This is a genomic window from Leeia oryzae DSM 17879 (assembly GCF_000376945.1).
GTDB lineage: Bacteria > Pseudomonadota > Gammaproteobacteria > Burkholderiales > Leeiaceae > Leeia > Leeia oryzae.
Map to the genome: position 1 here is coordinate 13517 of NZ_AQXU01000022.1, position 17611 is coordinate 31127.

Here is a 17611-nt window from a genome sequence, read left to right on the forward strand (position 1 = left end):
TCACTCCGGCAAATGCCCCACCTTCACCAGAATCGTACAGCCTTCGCGGCTAAAGGGTTGATGCTGGCTGAGGTGCGGGCTTCTCAGCCAGGTGCCAGCCGGGTAATCGCCAAATTCATCTGAAAATACCCCGTCAATCACCAGTATTTCTTCTCCGCCATAGTGGCGGTGCGGGGAGAAGTGTGTACCGGGGGCCCAGCGCACCAGTGCGGTGTGCTCGGTTTTGTATGTAGAGAGCGGCAATACAGATAATCCCGGCACCAGACCCGGCAGCCAGCTGGCTGTGGTGGTATCGATGACCACTTGCTCGGTATCGTCCGGCTGCATATGGCGCAGTTTCACAAAAATGGTGCAGCCGTTTTCTGAATAAGGGGCGTGGGTCGAGCCGGGCGGGTTTTTAAGGTAAGTACCCGGTCCATAATGGCCCGTCTCGTCAGAGAAAATGCCTTGCAGCACAAAAATCTCTTCCCCCAGATCATGCACGTGTGCCGGAAAACCCGCACCCGGACCGTAACGGACGATAGACGTGGCCCGTGCTTTTTCTTCACCATCGCGTTCGATCATTTTCCGGTCTACCAGCCTGGCAGGCGACGCTACCCATGGCAGGGTGCTGGTATCTACAACAACACGTTCGGCAAAATCGGCATTCAGTTGCATGTGGCATCCAAGAAGGGAGTCGGGGCGGCGTTAGCGGATGTGCGGCACAACCGTTTTTTCCAGATGTTCATCAAAATAACTGGCCAGAAAATCCAGCAGGGTTCTCATCGAGGCCGGCATGAACTGTCTGGACGTGTACACGCCATAGATACCCATTTCATACGGTCTGTAGTCCGGCAATAGTTGCACCAGTGTACCGTTTTTAAGATACGGCGCAACCAGATACAACGGCTGCATGGCAATGCCCAAGCCCTGCAGGCTGGCCTCCATGAGTACGGCGGCTTCGTTGGCACTCAGATTACCGCTAACCTGTACGCTGTGCATGTCATCGCTACGCTTGAAGCGCCACTCGCTTTTCCCGACAAACGAATGCGTCAGACAATTATGGCCGGACAGGTCTTGCAGTTGCGCAGGTGTACCAGCGCGTTGCAGGTAGGCGGGGGAGGCGCAGATCACGGATTCGCAAACGCCCAGTTTCCTGGCAATCAGACTGGGATCCAGATCATTGGTGATGCGGATGGCCAGATCAATGCGCTCTTCTACCAGGTTGACGCGCCTATCCACCAGCAGCAAGTCGATCTTTACACTCGGATAACGCTGCAGATAGGCCGCCACGGCCGCGGCCAGATGCTTTTGGCCGAACGACATGGCGGTGGTGATACGGATCAGCCCGCTGGGTTCGGTTTCATCCTTGCGGGTGTCGGCCTCCAGCGACTCGATTTGTTGCAGTACCTGCTGGCAGTGCTGCAAACAGGCTTCTCCGGCCGGTGTCAGGCTAAAGCGACGGGTGGAACGGTGCATCAACCGGGCGCCTAGCCAGGTTTCCAGCTCGGCCAGATAACGGGTGACCATGGCGCGCGACATATCCAGCCGGTCTGCGGCAGCCGTCTGGCTTTTGTGTGTGACCACTTCCACAAACACCTTCATGGCGGTAATTCTGTCCATATGCTCAGCCTATATGATCGATTTATGCAACAAACAAGCTATTTATATGATGTTTTTCCGATCAATACAAGCGGGTAGACTGCCATTCATCCGCTGCAGACATCAACAGAGGCAGCATCTGACAACTTAGATAAAGGAAACATCATGAAAATCGCACTTGTTGCCCCTACCGGTAAAATCGGTTCAGAAATTGCAAAAGAAGCCCTGCGCCAAGGTCACGAAGTTATCGGCATTGTTCGTTCAGACCGTGCTGCACCAGAAGGGCTGGAAAGCGTAAACTTCAAGGCAGTGGATATTGCCGACACCGCTGCGTTTGCAGACGCAATCAAAGGCGCTGATGTTCTGGCTAGCGCGTATGGCCCGCAACATGACAATATTGATACCGTTGCCGCCGCTGCAGAAGCCATTGTGGCTGCCGCACGCGCTGCCGGCATCAAGCGGGTGGTGGTGATTGGCGGCGCGGGCAGCCTGGAAGTGGCCCCCGGCCTGCAACTGGTAGATGTACCGGATTTTCCGGAAGCCTACAAAGCGTATGCCCTGGCGCACCGCAAAGCGTTTAATGTATTCAAGACCGTGGACGACCTCGACTGGACCTTTTTCTCGCCAGCCGCAGAAATCGGCCCGGGCGACAAGGTAGGTAACTACAAGGTGGTGGCCAAGACATTCCTGGCAAATGCCGACGGCCACAGCAAGATTTCTTACCCGGATTACGCCGAAGCTTTTGTGGCAGAGATCGAGCAGGGCAAATTTTTGAAAGACATCATCACCGTTGCGTATCAGTAATCGGATGATGCAGTGATGCCAGCAGGAGAGTCGGTGGCAAGCCGTCTCTCCTGCCGGCTTTGGAAACAGACAGGACACATCCATGGCTAACGTTAAGCTGATTTATGTTCATGACCCCGTGTGCGGCTGGTGTTATGCCGCTGCGCCTTTGTTGCAAGCCGCCTCCACGGTGCCAAATCTGCAGATAGAGCTGCATGCGGGCGGCCTCTTTGTGGGCGACAACCGTCAGAAAGTCACCCCCCAGCTGCGGGACTATGTCATGCCGCATGACCGGCGCATAGCAGAAATGACCGGGCAACCCTTCAGTGAAGACGCCTATTTCAACGGTCTGCTGAAAGACAGTAGCGTGGTGTTCGATTCTGCACCGCCGATAGCGGCTGTGGTGGTGGCCGGGCAACTGCAAGACAAGGCGCTGGCCATGCATCAGCGCATCCAGCACGCCCACTATGCCGAAGGTCGCAAGGTGGCCGACCCTGAGGTACTACTATCTCTGGCGATTGAACTTGGCTTGCCGGAAGAAGCCTTCAAGACAGCCTTTGCCGCCTTTGGGCATGCCGAGCTTAAGGCAGAAATGCAGCATGCCAGAGAGTGGCTGCAGCGCTTGGGCGGGCGTGGGTATCCCACCATTGGGCTTGTTAGTGGTGACGAAGTACAGACAGTGAATATCAGCCAGTTTCTGGGACAAACCGAGGCTTGGCGCGAGGCACTGCAAGCGTATGTAGATTCGCGACAGGTGGCCCCGGCTACTGCCGCAAACGATGGCCCAGTATGTACACCAGACGGCTGTGACCCGGTTTAAGGACTGTATGCAACGTCGTAATTTTATAACCGCCAGCCTGGCCAGTGCACTTGCTGTACTGCTGGGCGATGCGGAAGCCAAAGAGATCGTGAACCCGGTAAAGGGTAGCGTGAATGCCCGCATGCCGGTACTGTTTGTCGGGCACGGGTCACCCATGAATGCGATTCAGGACAACCCCTTTACCCGCCATTTGCAGCAGCTGGGGCAAACCCTGCCAAAACCGCGCGCCATTGTGGTGGTTTCTGCCCATTGGGTGCGGGACAGCACGCTGGTGATGGCCTCTCCCAAGCCGCAAACCATTCATGACTTTGGCGGGTTCCCCAAAGCCTTGTCAGACATGCAATATCCTTGCCCGGGTCACCCTGCGCTGGCAGCCCAGATCAAGCAGCAACTGGTGCCTTTGCAGGTAGGGGCGGATATGCAATGGGGGCTGGACCATGGGGCATGGACGGTGCTGCATCACCTGTACCCCAAAGCGGATATTCCGGTCATCCAGCTGAGCATGAATGGCCACATGACGCTAACACAGCATATGCAGGTGGGTATCATGCTACGGTCTTTGCGCCAGAATGGCGTGCTGATACTGGGCAGCGGCAATATCGTGCATAGCCTGCCCATGTCGGCAGATGACATCAATGCCAAACCCTATGACTGGGCTGTCGAGTTTGATGCGCTGACCAAAGCGGCTTTACTGCAGCGGAATCTGGACCATTTACTGGCTAAAGACAAGCGGCAGTACCCGCTTTGGCAACAGGCGCACCCGACCATTGAGCATTATCTGCCCTTGCTGTACACGCTGGGCGCCAGCGATGAACTCGACAAGATCAGTTTCCCGTTTGAAGGCTTCCAGGAAGCCGCCTTTTCGATGCGGTCGGTGCGGTTTGGCTAACAAGCTGTGGATTAGCGGCAGGGTTAGTACAAATCCCGGTAGCTAAGCAGGGTGGGCTTCTTGCCCGGATGCTTGGCTTTGTACTTTTGTTCCAGTTTCAGTTTTTGCAGGCCTTCGTTAAAGGCTTTTTGCAGCTGGAGATGCTTCGGGTTGGCTTTGGGGAACGCAACCCCGCGAGACAAAGTACTCAGGGTGATATCGGTCTGGTACACCTTGTCGAAGAAAGACTGGCCACTATAACCGGCCAGATAATTGGTGGTTTCAATGGTGCTGATCACGTAATCAACCCGCCCCATGACCAGTTTCTGGAAGTTGTTGGTATCTGCCAGCGAGGCATCCAGCTGGTTTTTCAGCGGCTGCATTTCTTGCGGGTAGGCGTAACCGTTGACGATGCCGATGCGTTTGCCGCGCAGGTCATTTAGCGAGCGCGGCCGCTCCTTGCTGGAAAGCCGCCCGTAAATGGCAAAATGCATGTCAGATACCGGTTTAGACCCCACAAAATATGCGGCACGTTCGGGAGTCATCCAGAAGTCGTAAATACCGTCTACGCGGCCGGTTTTGGCCAGCTCGTAAGCGCGCGCCCAAGGGTAATAGGTGACATTGACCTTGTAGCCGGCCAACTCAAAGGCACGCTTGACCTGACGGTCCATGACGCCACCGCCGGGCATGCTCTCAGAAGTATCGGGCGGGTATTCAGAGGCAACAAGGTTAACAACCGGTTGCACGGTGGCAGAACTATACATGGCCGTACAGGCCAGTAATAGCCCGCATGCGAACCGACGTTTCATAAAGCGTTTTAACACGTGATGCCTTTGATGCGATTGCCAAACTGACAGTGAATGAGTGTTTAAAGATATCACATCATTGTCATAAAAGGGGTGTGGCATGAATGCCCAAATGTCATAAATTAAATATTTTCGTGTTAAAAAGTGTTACATCCGCCTAAACAGGGGGCTGCACCCCTGTTGCGCATCTGTTGAAGAAACGCATGCCCCGTGACGATGCTCACTTTCAAACAGCCATACCCGCTGCCAGACAAATAGCGCTTGCCAGTATCCGCCATCCAGGATGCCCATTCGCGAGTATAGGCCAATAAAAAACCCGCTTCAGAGAAGCGGGTTTTTTACGTTCTGCTAACGGCGGATAACCACCAAGGCTTATTTGCCTTCGTCGTTTTTCAGGTTAGGCAGGGACGATGCGCTAGAAGCCGACAACAGACCCGCGTTGGTGTAGGTGATCAGCTTTTCACGGGTATCTGCAATATCGTGGTTACGCATGGTCAGCTGGCCGATACGATCTAGCGGCGTGAACGAAGACTCGTTCTTCTCCATGGTCAGACGCTCTGGCTTGTAAGTCAGGTTGTCTGAGCGGGTATCCAGAATCGAGTAATCATTGCCGCGGCGCAGTTCCAGTGTCACTTCACCGGTAATGGCACGGGCAACCCAGCGCTGTGCGGTTTCGCGCAGCATCAGGGCTTGAGAATCAAACCAGCGCCCCTGGTACAGTAAACGACCCAAGCGACGGCCGTTTTCACGGTATTGCTCGATGGTGTCTTCGTTGTGGATACCGGTGACCAGACGCTCGTAAGCGATAAACAGCAGCGCCATGCCAGGGGCTTCGTAAATGCCGCGGCTCTTGGCTTCGATAATACGGTTTTCAATCTGGTCGCTCATGCCCAGACCGTGACGGCCACCAATGCGGTTGGCTTCCAGCATCAGTTCAACCGGGTCGCTGTATTCCACGCCGTTCAGGGCAACCGGACGGCCTTCTACAAAGCGCACGGTTACTTCTTCTGCCTTGATCGCAACATCATCACGCCAGAAAGCCACACCCATGATCGGTTTTACGATCTTCAGGCTGGTGCTCAAAAACTCCAGGTCTTTGGCTTCGTGGGTTGCGCCCAGCAGGTTAGAGTCAGTTGAGTACGCTTTCTCTGCACTCATCTTGTACTCAAAACCATACTGCGCCATGTACTGAGACATCTCGGAACGGCCACCCAGTTCGTCGATGAACGTCTGGTCAAGCCAAGGCTTGTAGATTTTCAGTTCAGGGTTGGTCAACAGGCCGTAACGGTAGAAACGCTCGATGTCGTTACCTTTGTAAGTACTACCATCACCCCAGATGTTGACGTCGTCTTCCTTCATGGCAGCCACCAGCATGGTGCCGGTGACGGCGCGGCCGATTGGCGTGGTGTTGAAGTAAGTAGAGCCAGCGGTGGTGATATGGAAAGCACCAGCTTGCAGGGCAGCAATGCCTTCTGCCACCAGTTGTGCACGGCAGTCGATCAGACGGGCATTCTCTGCACCGTATTCTTTGGCACGGCGCGGGATAGAGTCGTAATCGGTCTCGTCCGGCTGGCCAAGGTTTGCTGTGTAGGCGTAAGGAATCGCGCCTTTGTTGCGCATCCACAATAGGGCTGCGCTGGTATCTAGACCGCCAGAAAATGCGATGCCGACTTTCTGACCTGAAGGAATATTCTGAAGAATGGTTGCCATGTCGTGATGTCTGGCCACTTGCGTGGCACGAAATTAAGTGAACAGAAAACCGGTAGCTACCGGGGCGCCTTGCTGCCGATTTACCCGCTGGCAGTCATGCGAAGGTGCAGGCGAGTTGCTTGCACCTATAACCTTGCAAGTATCGGGCTTTACCCTAGGCTAGGTCAAGTATCCGGTTGTTATTTCAGCGCTTTTTCTGGGGTATGGTGGTTACCACTGAGCAATAAATTGCCTGTTATGGGTGTGAGGTGGGAATGCTTGCTTTATGGTGAGTCAACATGAGGGTAAAACGTGCCATTTGATTTGAGATATTGGATATGCAATAACGCTGGCATTTTTACCCGCAGCTGTGTCGAGAGGACGGATAGTGAAAAGAACGACCATCTATGTGGTCAGCGTGTTCGACAGCAAATCGGCCAAAGCCGACGCTCATGTGTGACAGTCGGCCTTCCAATGATTGACTATTTTGTCTTGTCCGTCGACGGATTGCTTTAGATACCATCTATTCTCAGAAGAATAGAGCAGGCGGTCGGCGCTGCCACCTATTTAGCAGCGCCTCAATGAATTGCCTAAGACAAGCACTTGGCATTCTTGGGCAAATTCTCCGGCTTGCCCCAGTCGTTACTCGGCACGGCCTCGTAGGGTGACGAAAACACCTGTTTCTGTTGGGTGAATTTGGTCGGGATAGCCGAGCCCGGATTGCCGTAATCGACGATCCAGAAATAATCGTAATTGCTGCCAGGCCAGTCCTTCGGCACTTCTGCTAGCTGGTCGAGATTGAGCAGCTGGCGCAATGTCACTTTCTCATTCGGAAACTGCGCTTCCAATTTTTTCTTAGCGATATGGTCGTGCTCCCACACCATCACCACGGTCTTGCCGTCCCAGCGGGGATCGCTGAATAAGGCATTCACTGCCTGCTGCGTGCGCTGGTTCAGTTGCAGCGCGGTGGCCTTCTTGCTCATGCCATGTAGCGGTACCACAGAATAGAGCTGCAACGGCAGGCCCCAGCTTTGCGCCATCGGGCTCGCCAGTTCCAGCGTGTGCAAGGTGATAGCAAAGATGCCGTCTGGGCCTGTGCCGTTGGGGAATAGGCTGTCGGCAGCTCCCTTACCGAGGTATTTCGTCTGCAAAGCCAGCGAGCGCTGCTGGCCGACAGTACAGAGCTTATAGGCATCCTGTTTCTCGCCATGGCGCAGGATGATGATCTGCTTTGGCACCGCTTCGGCCGCTGGCGCAACAGCTAGGCTGAGCAGAGATGCACTCAACAGGGGCGCTCCTAGCTGACGCATGATGCCGCGCCGCCCGGTTTTATGCTTTGTGCTCATGGCTCCCGCCCCCAAGAATCGAGGTGTAATCATACGCATTGCTTACTCCTTTTCTATTATTTCTTGTGCGAACGCTCTAACGCCAAGTTCAGTGGGCCGGAATGGCGCAAAAAAGAGCGGAGTGTCGGACCCCACTGCAAAGCCTTGTTATGTTTTGAACTCAGATTTGAGTAAACCAAAGCATTTAAGATCGTGAAACTGACCTTTCTAAAAGCCAGCCTCACACCGCAAACTCTCGTCTTTGAAGGCTAATCTTCGAAGTACTGCTTCAGAGGTTTTATTGCCCGGGACTGTGTCTGCTTGAATTCTATTTAGCGCACCACAAGCCAGTTGACCTTCAAATGCAGCCAAGATGATTTTCGCTACCGCTTCGACGGCATACCCTTTACCCCAAAATGCAGGTGTTAGGTCGTAGCCAATTACTGCGTTCTGCATCTTATAGGGAAAGTCTGAACAAGTCACTACGACAGACCATCCCGCTAAAAAATGCATCAGTAACCGGTAAATAGGGCCTTTTCAGGTCGATATTGGCCTTTTTTCACCAGCATGCACCAGTATCTCCATTTTATGGGCGGATGGTTTTACCCCGATTTGACAGACAGTCAGTTAAGAGCAGCGGACTGTCCCGATATTCAAGAGAATGATTTCGTCTCTAAGTTTGCAAAGCGCGCAGGAAGTAACTGGCTGCATCGTTCATTTTTTTCAATGAGTTGGAGTTGGTTCGCTGAGCTGCAACTAAGCTGTAAGTGAATTGTGTTCGCATGATTTGCCATTACTATGAATAGCTTTGTGAATAGAATAAATGAATAGATATTGGTAACTTACCAAGCCTAGGCACACGCGTTCGTGTACGGTGAATGGGCTTTTGTTGAGGCAGAAACAGCTGGGTATTGAACCCTTGCATCTATGCAAGTGCACACCTGCACGGGGTTTTCATGACAAAGGCTAACGGCCTACACCCGCTTCCTCATGGTATTGATGCTGTGCCGTCAGGGATGGCATTTAATGCAACGTGGTATTTGAAAACGGGGGCGGGGGCTTTAAGCATGGGTGCATTTGTTATTTTTTTTTAAATATAAAAGATAAATACTCAGAGAAAACAAAAGCATCTGGCGTAATGATGCTGGTTGCAGTATGTTGGGAGCATTTTGCAGCCAACCAATTTTTTCTATTTAGTGTCTGTTTTTTTTAAGTCTTGGAGATGCTGGCGACATGTCAATACCCACTCCCGAAAAAACGCCACGGCAGTACAACCGCTGGGTGGCCAATGAGTCTATTGAAGATTATGCGTTAAGATATTCTCCCTCCAGTTTCCGCAAGTGGTCGCCATCTGTACTTGGCAATACCATGATTGGCACTAACTCTGCACTTTCTTATGAGGCAATTGGTGCGTTGCTGTTGTTGGACTTTGGTTTTGGCAATGCGATGTGGGCGGTGATTTTTGCCGGGTTGATTATTTTCCTTGCGGGATTACCCATCTGCCAGTACTCGGCAAAGTACAATATTGATATGGACCTGCTCACCCGTGCTGCGGGTTTTGGGTATGTCGGTTCTACTTTTACCTCGCTGATTTACGCCTCGTTTACCTTTATTTTTCTCGCCGTCGAAACGGCCATCATGGCACAAGCCATCAAGCTGGGTTTTGGTATCCCCATATGGTTGGGCTATATCCTTTGCACTGTGGTTGTGATTCCGATTGTTTATTATGGGGTGACCGCCATTAACCGTTTTCATCAGTGGACCCAGCCTTTGTGGCTGATTTTGCTGGTCATCCCCTTTTATTATGTGCTGACGCGTGAGCCAGGTGCACTTGAGGCGATGACGCATTTTGTCGGTGAGACATCCAAGAGTAGTACGTTTGATCTTTATCATTTCGGGATTGCTGCCGGCATTTCATTTTCGCTGATTGCACAAATTGGCGAGCAGGTTGACTATTTGCGCTTTATGCCAGAGCACCAAAAACATAGCCGGTTTTCCTGGTGGTTTAATATGCTGGCAGGCGGGCCTGGCTGGATTGTCATTGCATTTATTAAGCAACTGGGGGGGATGCTGCTGGCCGCTGTGGCCGTTGTATCCGGTATCGCCATTGTTGATGCCAAGGAACCCATACAGATTTTTAATACGGCTTACCGTTATGCGATTGGCAACCCTGATGCTGCCTTGCTGGTCGGTGTCATTTTTGTCTGTGTTTCAGAGCTTAAAGTCAATGTCACGAATGCTTATGCGGGTTCTTTGGCATGGTCAAACTTTTTCTCCCGGGTGACCCATTCGCATCCCGGGCGCGTCGTTTGGCTGGTATTTAACAGCGCGATTGCCTTGCTGTTGATGGAGCTGAATTTGTTCGAGGCGATGAACAGCGTTCTCGGATTGTACTCGAACATCGCTGTGGCCTGGATTTGCGCCGTGGTGGCCGATCTGGCCATCAATAAGCCTCTGGGTTTGAGCCCGCCATTAATCGAGTTTAAACGTGCGCACCTCTTTAACGTCAACCCTGTAGGCGTTGTCAGTATGGTGGTTGCCTCGGTTATTTCTACAATTGCATTTAGTGGATTGCTTGGGAGCTATGCACAAGCGTATTCATGGCTGATTGCCGCGGCCATAGCAACGGTCTTGGCACCCATCATGGCGTGGGTCACAAAAGGAAAATATTACATTGCCCGATCCAGCCATTATCAGGCTCGTTCGAATGCACTGGTCACGTGTGGTATCTGTGATCATCACTACGTAGAAGCCGATGCGGCTTATTGCCCCTACCATAAGGTCACCATTTGCTCCTTGTGCTGTACGCTGGAGCCAAACTGTAAAGATGTCTGTAAACCAACAACCCATTCTTTAAAAGAGATGTGCAGCAATGCGGTGCAGGCCGTGTTAATTGCACTTTGGCCTAGACCGGTATCCAGGTCGATAAGTGATCGCATTGCGAGCATTTCTTTGCTATGGGTTTTCATGGTCAGCCTGATCGCGCTCACCATGTGGGTGACGCTACCAGGTGGCACGAAGACATTGTCTCTCGAGGTGATTGAAAAGATTGGTGCGTATCAGTATCGGGTATTTTTTGGGCTCATTGTACTGGCCAGCATTGCATCATGGTGGATATCCCTGTCGAACGAAAGTCAAAATCGTGCGGAAGAAGAGTTGCGTCAAGCCAAGGAGCATGCAGAGCATGCTAGTCAGGAACTGGCATTGGCGGCTGAGCGGACGCGTAATTTATTGGAGACTGCGAATGATGCCGTCGTAACGATTGATGCTGATAGCGTCATCATTGACTGGAATCCTGCGGCAGAGCAAATATTTGGCTGGCGTCGAGAAGAGGCGCTAGGCCAGCGTCTGCATTATCTGATTGTGCCCGAGCCTTACCGGATGATGCATGAAACGGGCTTGCGAAGATTTATCGAGACGGGTGAAAGTACGCTGATTAATCGGCGAATTGAGACGTCGGCACTTACACGGCATGCGGGTGAAATTGACGTTGAATTGTCTATTTGGCCAGTCAAGATAGGTGACAATTTTACCTTTAGCTCATTTGTGCGTGATATTACGCAACGCAAGCATGCAGAAGCGGAATTGGCGCAGGCGCGTGATATGGCGCTAGAGGCGACTAAACTAAAATCCGATTTTCTTGCAAACATGAGTCATGAAATACGGACACCCATGAATGCGATTATTGGCATGTCGTATCTTGCTTTGAAAACAGATCTGGATGCTCGTCAGAGGGACTATATTTCCAAAGCCAACCTGGCTGCTAATTCTTTGCTGAGAATCATTAACGATATTCTGGATTTCTCCAAGATTGAAGCAGGAAAACTGGAATTGGAAAATATTGCTTTTGCACTACAAGAGGTATTTGAATCGGTAGATACCGTTGTGGGTGGACGTGCGCAAGAAAAAAACTTGGTGTTTAGCATAAATATCGCCCCCGATGTACCCACTCACTTTTTGGGCGACCCACTGCGTTTAGGCCAGGTTTTGATCAATCTGACCAATAATGCGGTGAAATTTACTGAGCGGGGCAGGGTAGAAGTCAGTGCCACATTACTGAGCTTGTCTCAGGATACGGCCGAATTGCGTTTTTCCGTACGTGATACGGGCATCGGTATGACGCCCGTCCAATGCGACAAGCTGTTTCAGCCGTTTTCTCAGGCAGATGGTTCGACCACCAGAAAGTATGGTGGTACAGGACTGGGGCTGAGTATTAGCAAGTGCATTGTCGAAGCAATGGGTGGTGATGTAGCGGTCGAAAGTGAACCTGGTGTTGGTTCGGAATTCAGTTTTATCGTGAAGCTCCCTGTGGCGGATGCTAATCAGTATGCGGCAGCCAAAGAAGAAATGCTGGATGGTCGTTCCCTGTTATCTCGTCCACTGAACGGAATACATATCTTGTTGGCTGAAGATAATCTGATCAATCAGCAGATTGCGGTTGAACTGTTACAGGATGCAGGTGCGACAGTGGATGTCGCGATTGATGGTCAACAGGCTATGGAGAAGCTCATGGCCGCATCCGACGGGACATATCAAGTCGTATTAATGGATTTGCAAATGCCGGGAATGGATGGTTTTGAGGCTACTCGTCGACTTCGTCAGGATACTAGATTTGCTACGCTTCCTATTATCGCAATGACAGCACATGCCATGGTTGAGGAACGCCAACGGTGTATAGAGGCTGGCATGGTCGATCATGTCAGCAAACCGATTGATCCGGTGAGTTTCCTGCAGACGGTGGCTCGCTGGGGAGGACTGACGCCTCAAAGGCCATTGCAGCAAACACTGAGGACGGATAATGCCAATGAGGTGCATGTTGCGACGGTCTTTCCTGCTGTTGCGGGGCTAGATGTAGAAGCCGGCTTGTTGCGTGTTAATCAAAAGCAGGCGATTTATCGGCAGATATTGCAGCAGTTTGTGCAACACCACGAAGAATACGATCATAAATTGCGTGCTGCGTTAGCAACAAATGATCAGAGGCAATTAGCGGCGCTGCTTCATTCCCTCAAAGGGGTGGCTGGCAATATTGGTGCAGACACGCTGTCTGCACATGCACGTACATTAGAAATGGCTTTGCAACAAGGCTCGTTCATGACAGAGGATGCATCTGCGTTCTTGGAGGCGTTGTCAGTACAGGTCGCTGCTATTCGCCAGGCCGTGCCAGGCGCCCCGCGCGTGGCGGCTGGCACGGGGGGGGAGTTTTCTGCAGAAATATTAACAGTTCTTAAACAATTATCCGTGTATCTTGCTGATCAAGATGGAGAGGCGATTGATTACTGGATTGACCATGCCGATCACCTTTGCAACTTCTTATCTCAAGATGATTATGAGTCGCTAGAAAAGAATATTTACCAGTATGAGTTTCGGGCGGCGCTAGATGTACTCTCCTCCGTTATTGAAGGACTACGTGATGACCAACACTGAACCTGTTAAAGCGAGCATTCTGGTTGTAGATGACACCCCGGAAAACTTGCGTCTTGTCAGTTCTTTGCTTAAGGACAGTTACAAGGTGCGAGTTGCAACCAATGGCATGCTTGCCCTGGAAATGGCCGCACAGGAGCCACAACCCGCACTGATTCTGCTGGATATCATGATGCCGGAAATGGATGGGTATGAAGTGTGTATGCGCTTGAAGCAACAGCCCAATACTGCGGATATTCCCATTATTTTTCTGACGGCCCGGAGCGAGAGTGAAGATGAGCGGAAAGGGTTTGATCTTGGGGCGGTAGATTACATCACCAAACCGATCAATCCGATGGTGCTGACGGCGCGTGTGCAAACGCATGTGGCACTTAAGCAAAGTCGGGATGTGTTAGCGCATCACAATGTCTGGCTGGAGCAAGAGGTACAAAAACGTACGCGGCAGGTGCAGCAAATTCAGGATGTCACCATTTTTGCCATGGCCTCTTTGGCTGAAACGCGTGACAACGAAACGGGTAACCATATTCTGCGTACACAACGCTATGTCAAAGCACTCGCGCTGCAACTGCGGAAAAATCCAAAGTTTGCGCCGATGCTGGACGATATGACCATCGACCTGCTCTACAAGTCTGCTCCTCTGCACGATATCGGGAAAGTGGGTATTCCGGATAGCATTTTGCTTAAGCCAGGCAAACTGGACGACGATGAATTTGAAATTATGAAAACCCACACGACACTGGGTTTGGAGGCGATTCGTCGAGCGGAAAAACATCTGGATGGCGAGGAGCGTTTTCTTAAAATTGCAGGTGAAATTGCATACTCTCACCAGGAAAAGTGGGATGGCAGCGGTTACCCGCAAGGCTTGGCAGGGACGGACATACCACTCTCAGCCCGATTGATGGCCGTTGCGGATGTATATGATGCACTGATCAGCAAGCGTGTTTATAAACCTGCATTTAGCCACGAAAAAGCAGTGAGCATTATTCGCGAAGGCAATGGCAAACATTTCGACCCAGAGTTGGTTGCTGTATTTCTGGACATTGAGGAAGATTTCCGACGTATTGCCGAAGCGTATCAAGATCATGACGAGGTATTGGAAACGCTACTGCCAGAAACAGTGTGATCAGGTTCTGGGTGTAGAGGCACCTGCAGTTGTGGCCAGGCTTTTGCCCGAGATGTTCCCGATCCATCTGACTACCGGAGTTTTCCGGAGCATGCTCCCTTAAACCCCATGCAGGTATGCACCTGCATGGGGTTTTTCATTGCAACAACTAACGACCTACACCCGCTTGAACAACGGGCTGCGCACCTGCTGCGCATCTGCAGCGGAGAAGAATTTCTCGGTATAGATGTCGCGTTCGAACAGCCGGCCCTGCATGAGGGTGGTGATGCAGGATTCGATCATGATGGGCGGGCCGCACAGGTAGGCTTTCTGGCCGCGGAAGTCGTTGTCGAAGTGGGCTTTGGCGGCGTCGTGTACATAGCCGCGGAAGCCGGTCCAGTTGCTGTCTGCCGGCTCGTCGGATAGGGCAGGTACATAGGTGAACTGGGGGTGTTTCTCTGCCAGTGCCAGGAATTCCTGATGGTAGTAGAGCTCTGTCTGGTTGCGGGCGCCGTAGACGAGGGTGATGGGTTGCGTTGAGCCTTCATCCAGCAGGTCGAGGATCATCGAGCGCGGGCTGGAGAGACCGGAGCCGCCGGCCATGAAGAGGGACGGCACATTGGCGGATTTGTGCACAAAGAAGCGGCCGTAGGGGCCGGTAAAGTGCAGTGTATCGCCCACCTTGAGTTCTTTGTGAATCCAGGTGGTGCCTGCACCGCCGGGCACGATGCGGATGTTGAGTTCGATCTCGTTGCCGGTGCTGGGCGGGTTGGCCAGCGAGAAGGCGCGGATGCCGATATCGTTGGGCAGTGGCAGGTTGATGTACTGGCCGGCCTGAAAATCCAGCACCTCTCCGTCATCCAGTTTGATCCAGATGCCCTTGATGGTCGGGGTGAGGTTTTCGATGCGGCTGACGGTACCCTGGTAGTCTTTGACGGGCAGGTTGCGGGCATCTTCGTCGATGTCAATGTCGACTTCGATGACGGTATCGGCCTCTAGCCGGGCGCAGCAGGCCAGTGTTTTGCCTTCTTCACGCTCGTAGTCCATCAGTGCAAAGTTCGATGCATTGGCGTGGTCGACCTCGCCATCCGTGATGGATATCTTGCAAGTGGCGCAGTAGCCCTGGCCGCAGGCGTGGGGCAGGTAGATGCCGGCGCGCAGGCTGGCATCCAGAATGGTCTGGCCGTCTTCTACCTCGATGGTGCGGCCAAGCGGTTCTATGGTGAGTTCATAACTCATGGTGTGTTCTCCGCCAGACCGGCAGGTGCTGAAAACCCGCCGGCCGGTGTGTGTTGCAGACTTAGTAACCCGTGCCGGCAATGCCGTCCAGCCCCGGGGTGGTGAAGCGGATCAGGTCTTTGTGGCCGATACCGTTCTCTTGCAGGCTTTTGGTCATGTCCGGGTGAAACACGGTGTCCGAGTTCTGCCAGACGACTTGGGTCCAGTCGATATGGGCAAAGTCCGGGTGGTAGCTGTAACAGTTGGTGATGTACTGGTCGACGATGACCGAGAACGGTGTATCCGGAGTCAGTGCCAGTACAAACGGGCGGGAGAACATGCGGTGCCGCTCCCAGTTGATATACAGCAACTGTTTGCCCTTGTAGTTTTCCAGCGCATCGCTGGAGGGGAAGTCGTAATCTGCCAGTGCCTTGATCGCCATGTCTGTCTCCTTAGTTCTTGGTGGCCTGGTCACGCCAGGCGGCAAAGTTCTTCTGGTCTTCTGACCCGTTGAAGTCGCCGGTGGCGCGCTTGTCCAGTTTCCAGTAGTCGGCAATGTGATCGCCCGGGTTAAAGTCTGGTGCGTTCACATCTACGCCTTCCGGGGCGCAATTGCCTTGCAGACCCTGGTGTGACGAGATATAGGTCTGGACGTATTTCTCCGGCTCGTGCTCGAAGATGTCTTTGCAGTGGTCCGAACAGAAGTGGAACTTCTCGCCTTTGTATCTGGTTTCGCGGAAGCAGGTCGACATCGGGTCGCCCGGTTCGTTGAACTTGATGGTGCTGACGCACACCTGGCAGTTCATCGGCTGAGTCTTGTTGTTAAAGCGATTGCCGGTTTTTTCCTGCTGGTCCAGAAACTCGTAGACCGGGCGGTAGTATTTGTCGAAGGTGTTCGGGTATTTTTCTGACAGCCAGTCGAGTTCTTCCTTGCCCGGAATCCAGGTGTGGAAAGGGGTGGCATCCGGCTTCATGTAAAAGCCGATCCAGGACTGGTGCGTGACATGCTCTTTTTCTTCGATGGTCTGGCTGAAACACTTGGGTACGGTGATGCCGTAGCGGGCCAGATCGGTAAAGAGGGCGGCGCCGTTCTGTTCGAAGTAGATTTCCCAGGCTTCTTTAAAGCTCATGATGCGTTTGGGCAGCATGTAATCCATCATCATGCCAACAGAGGCCAGCTTGCGGGTGCCGCGCCAGGTCCATTTGTCGATCCAGCGCTGCACGATGGGCAGGTTGTCCGGGTCTTGTTCTAGCATGAACTTGATGCATTCCAGGCCCAGGGTCATGTGGCGGGCTTCGTCTGACTGGGCAGAGAAGCCGACGGTCATGGCGGCCATATCGCCGTTGTAGGCGGCGCCGGAGATGAACGGTACAAACAGGATGTTGGTCAGCACGTATTCAAAGGCAAAGCCGATGGCGACCATGAATTCGAACGGCCCGGCGGTGATGGCATCGTCAAAGAACGATTTGCCGTCAGACAGGTACCACATGCGCGACTGCTGGTGCGCGAACTCGTCCATGCCGTTGTAGAACTTGTTGTAGTTGGAAATGGAGTGGATCTGGGTCTGGAAGTGGCGGTATTCGTCCACCGCCTGCATCTGGCAGGCCACGCGCGGGCCGGCGCCTACCATCTGGCGACCCACCATGCTAAAGCCGCGGGCGGCCATCAGTTCCAGCGGCGGGGTAGAGCCCAGAAACAGTTTCAGCACGTTCATGTAGCGGGCATCGGTCACGGACAGGTGGCCGTTGTTCTGGTTAAAGGCATCCAGAATCGCGTACAGCTTGCGTTCTTTTTCTGCCTGGTATTTCCAGTAGGCATCCATGGTCAGGCGGAAGGGGTCTTCCCATTTGTCCCAGTCGTGAATCTTGATGCCCTCAAAAGTTACTTGCGGGAATACTTTGTCCATTGGCTGGTAGGTGGTATCCCAGGCCAGGTCGCGGGTCATCAGGGTGTAGCGCTCTTTCAGGCCGAGCTTTTTAGCCACTTTCATATCCATG

General features: G+C 52.8%; 14 protein-coding genes. 5 read left to right on the forward strand and 9 right to left on the reverse strand.

The window, feature by feature from the left end; all coding sequences use genetic code 11:
• On the reverse strand, positions 1-657 hold the full coding sequence (locus tag F552_RS0108805) for a cupin domain-containing protein (protein WP_018151370.1): 657 nt from the start codon (positions 655-657) through the stop codon (positions 1-3).
• A 30-nt stretch (positions 658-687) separates the two neighbouring features.
• On the reverse strand, positions 688-1602 hold the full coding sequence (locus F552_RS0108810) for a LysR family transcriptional regulator (protein ID WP_018151371.1): 915 nt from the start codon (positions 1600-1602) through the stop codon (positions 688-690).
• Between the two features lie 144 nt (positions 1603-1746).
• Here F552_RS0108810 and F552_RS0108815 point away from each other — a divergent pair, with 144 nt between their 5' ends.
• The 3 genes from F552_RS0108815 (at position 1747) to ygiD (ending at position 4073) form a co-directional block, all read left to right on the forward strand.
• A complete protein-coding gene (locus F552_RS0108815; RefSeq protein ID WP_018151372.1) occupies positions 1747-2385 on the forward strand; it encodes an NAD(P)-dependent oxidoreductase in 639 nt (212 codons plus the stop codon).
• Between the two features lie 82 nt (positions 2386-2467).
• Positions 2468-3184 (forward strand): DsbA family protein, encoded by a 717-nt coding sequence (locus F552_RS0108820; protein ID WP_018151373.1) that lies wholly within the window; start codon positions 2468-2470, stop codon positions 3182-3184.
• 7 nt (positions 3185-3191) lie between these two features.
• Positions 3192-4073, forward strand: a complete 882-nt coding sequence (gene ygiD / locus F552_RS0108825) for a 4,5-DOPA-extradiol-dioxygenase (RefSeq protein WP_018151374.1) — start codon at positions 3192-3194, stop codon at positions 4071-4073.
• Positions 4074-4096: 23 nt separating this feature from the next.
• On the opposite strand, the gene F552_RS0108830 is transcribed toward ygiD, so the two are convergent.
• The 4 genes from F552_RS0108830 to F552_RS21100 all read right to left on the reverse strand — a co-directional run bounded on the left by F552_RS0108830 (position 4097) and on the right by F552_RS21100 (position 8385).
• Positions 4097-4861, reverse strand: a complete 765-nt coding sequence (locus F552_RS0108830; protein WP_018151375.1) for a substrate-binding periplasmic protein — start codon at positions 4859-4861, stop codon at positions 4097-4099.
• A 369-nt stretch (positions 4862-5230) separates the two neighbouring features.
• Positions 5231-6568 (reverse strand): argininosuccinate synthase, encoded by a 1338-nt coding sequence (argG, locus tag F552_RS0108835; RefSeq protein ID WP_018151376.1) that lies wholly within the window; start codon positions 6566-6568, stop codon positions 5231-5233.
• A gap of 569 nt (positions 6569-7137) precedes the next feature.
• Positions 7138-7893: a hypothetical protein gene (locus F552_RS0108840; protein WP_051078286.1), complete on the reverse strand. Its 756-nt coding sequence runs from the start codon at positions 7891-7893 to the stop codon at positions 7138-7140.
• A 207-nt stretch (positions 7894-8100) separates the two neighbouring features.
• Positions 8101-8385, reverse strand: a complete 285-nt coding sequence (locus F552_RS21100) for a GNAT family N-acetyltransferase (protein WP_018151378.1) — start codon at positions 8383-8385, stop codon at positions 8101-8103.
• Between the two features lie 720 nt (positions 8386-9105).
• Here F552_RS21100 and F552_RS20045 point away from each other — a divergent pair.
• Both F552_RS20045 and F552_RS18915 read left to right on the forward strand, forming a co-directional pair.
• Positions 9106-13296, forward strand: coding sequence for an ATP-binding protein (locus tag F552_RS20045; RefSeq protein WP_083917460.1), 4191 nt, complete (start codon positions 9106-9108; stop codon positions 13294-13296).
• A complete protein-coding gene (locus tag F552_RS18915) occupies positions 13283-14416 on the forward strand; it encodes a response regulator (RefSeq protein ID WP_018151380.1) in 1134 nt (377 codons plus the stop codon). Before F552_RS20045 ends, F552_RS18915 begins: the two co-directional genes overlap by 14 nt.
• Positions 14417-14572: 156 nt before the next feature.
• Here F552_RS18915 and F552_RS0108860 read toward each other — a convergent pair whose 3' ends face one another.
• The 3 genes from F552_RS0108860 to F552_RS0108870 form a co-directional block, all read right to left on the reverse strand.
• Entirely contained in the window at positions 14573-15634 is a 1062-nt protein-coding gene (locus F552_RS0108860; protein WP_018151381.1) for an NADH:ubiquinone reductase (Na(+)-transporting) subunit F, read from the reverse strand.
• A gap of 61 nt (positions 15635-15695) precedes the next feature.
• Positions 15696-16055, reverse strand: coding sequence for a phenol hydroxylase subunit P4 (locus tag F552_RS0108865; protein WP_018151382.1), 360 nt, complete (start codon positions 16053-16055; stop codon positions 15696-15698).
• 10 nt (positions 16056-16065) lie between these two features.
• Entirely contained in the window at positions 16066-17610 is a 1545-nt protein-coding gene (locus tag F552_RS0108870) for a YHS domain-containing protein (protein WP_018151383.1), read from the reverse strand.
• Position 17611: the final 1 nt, after the last annotated feature.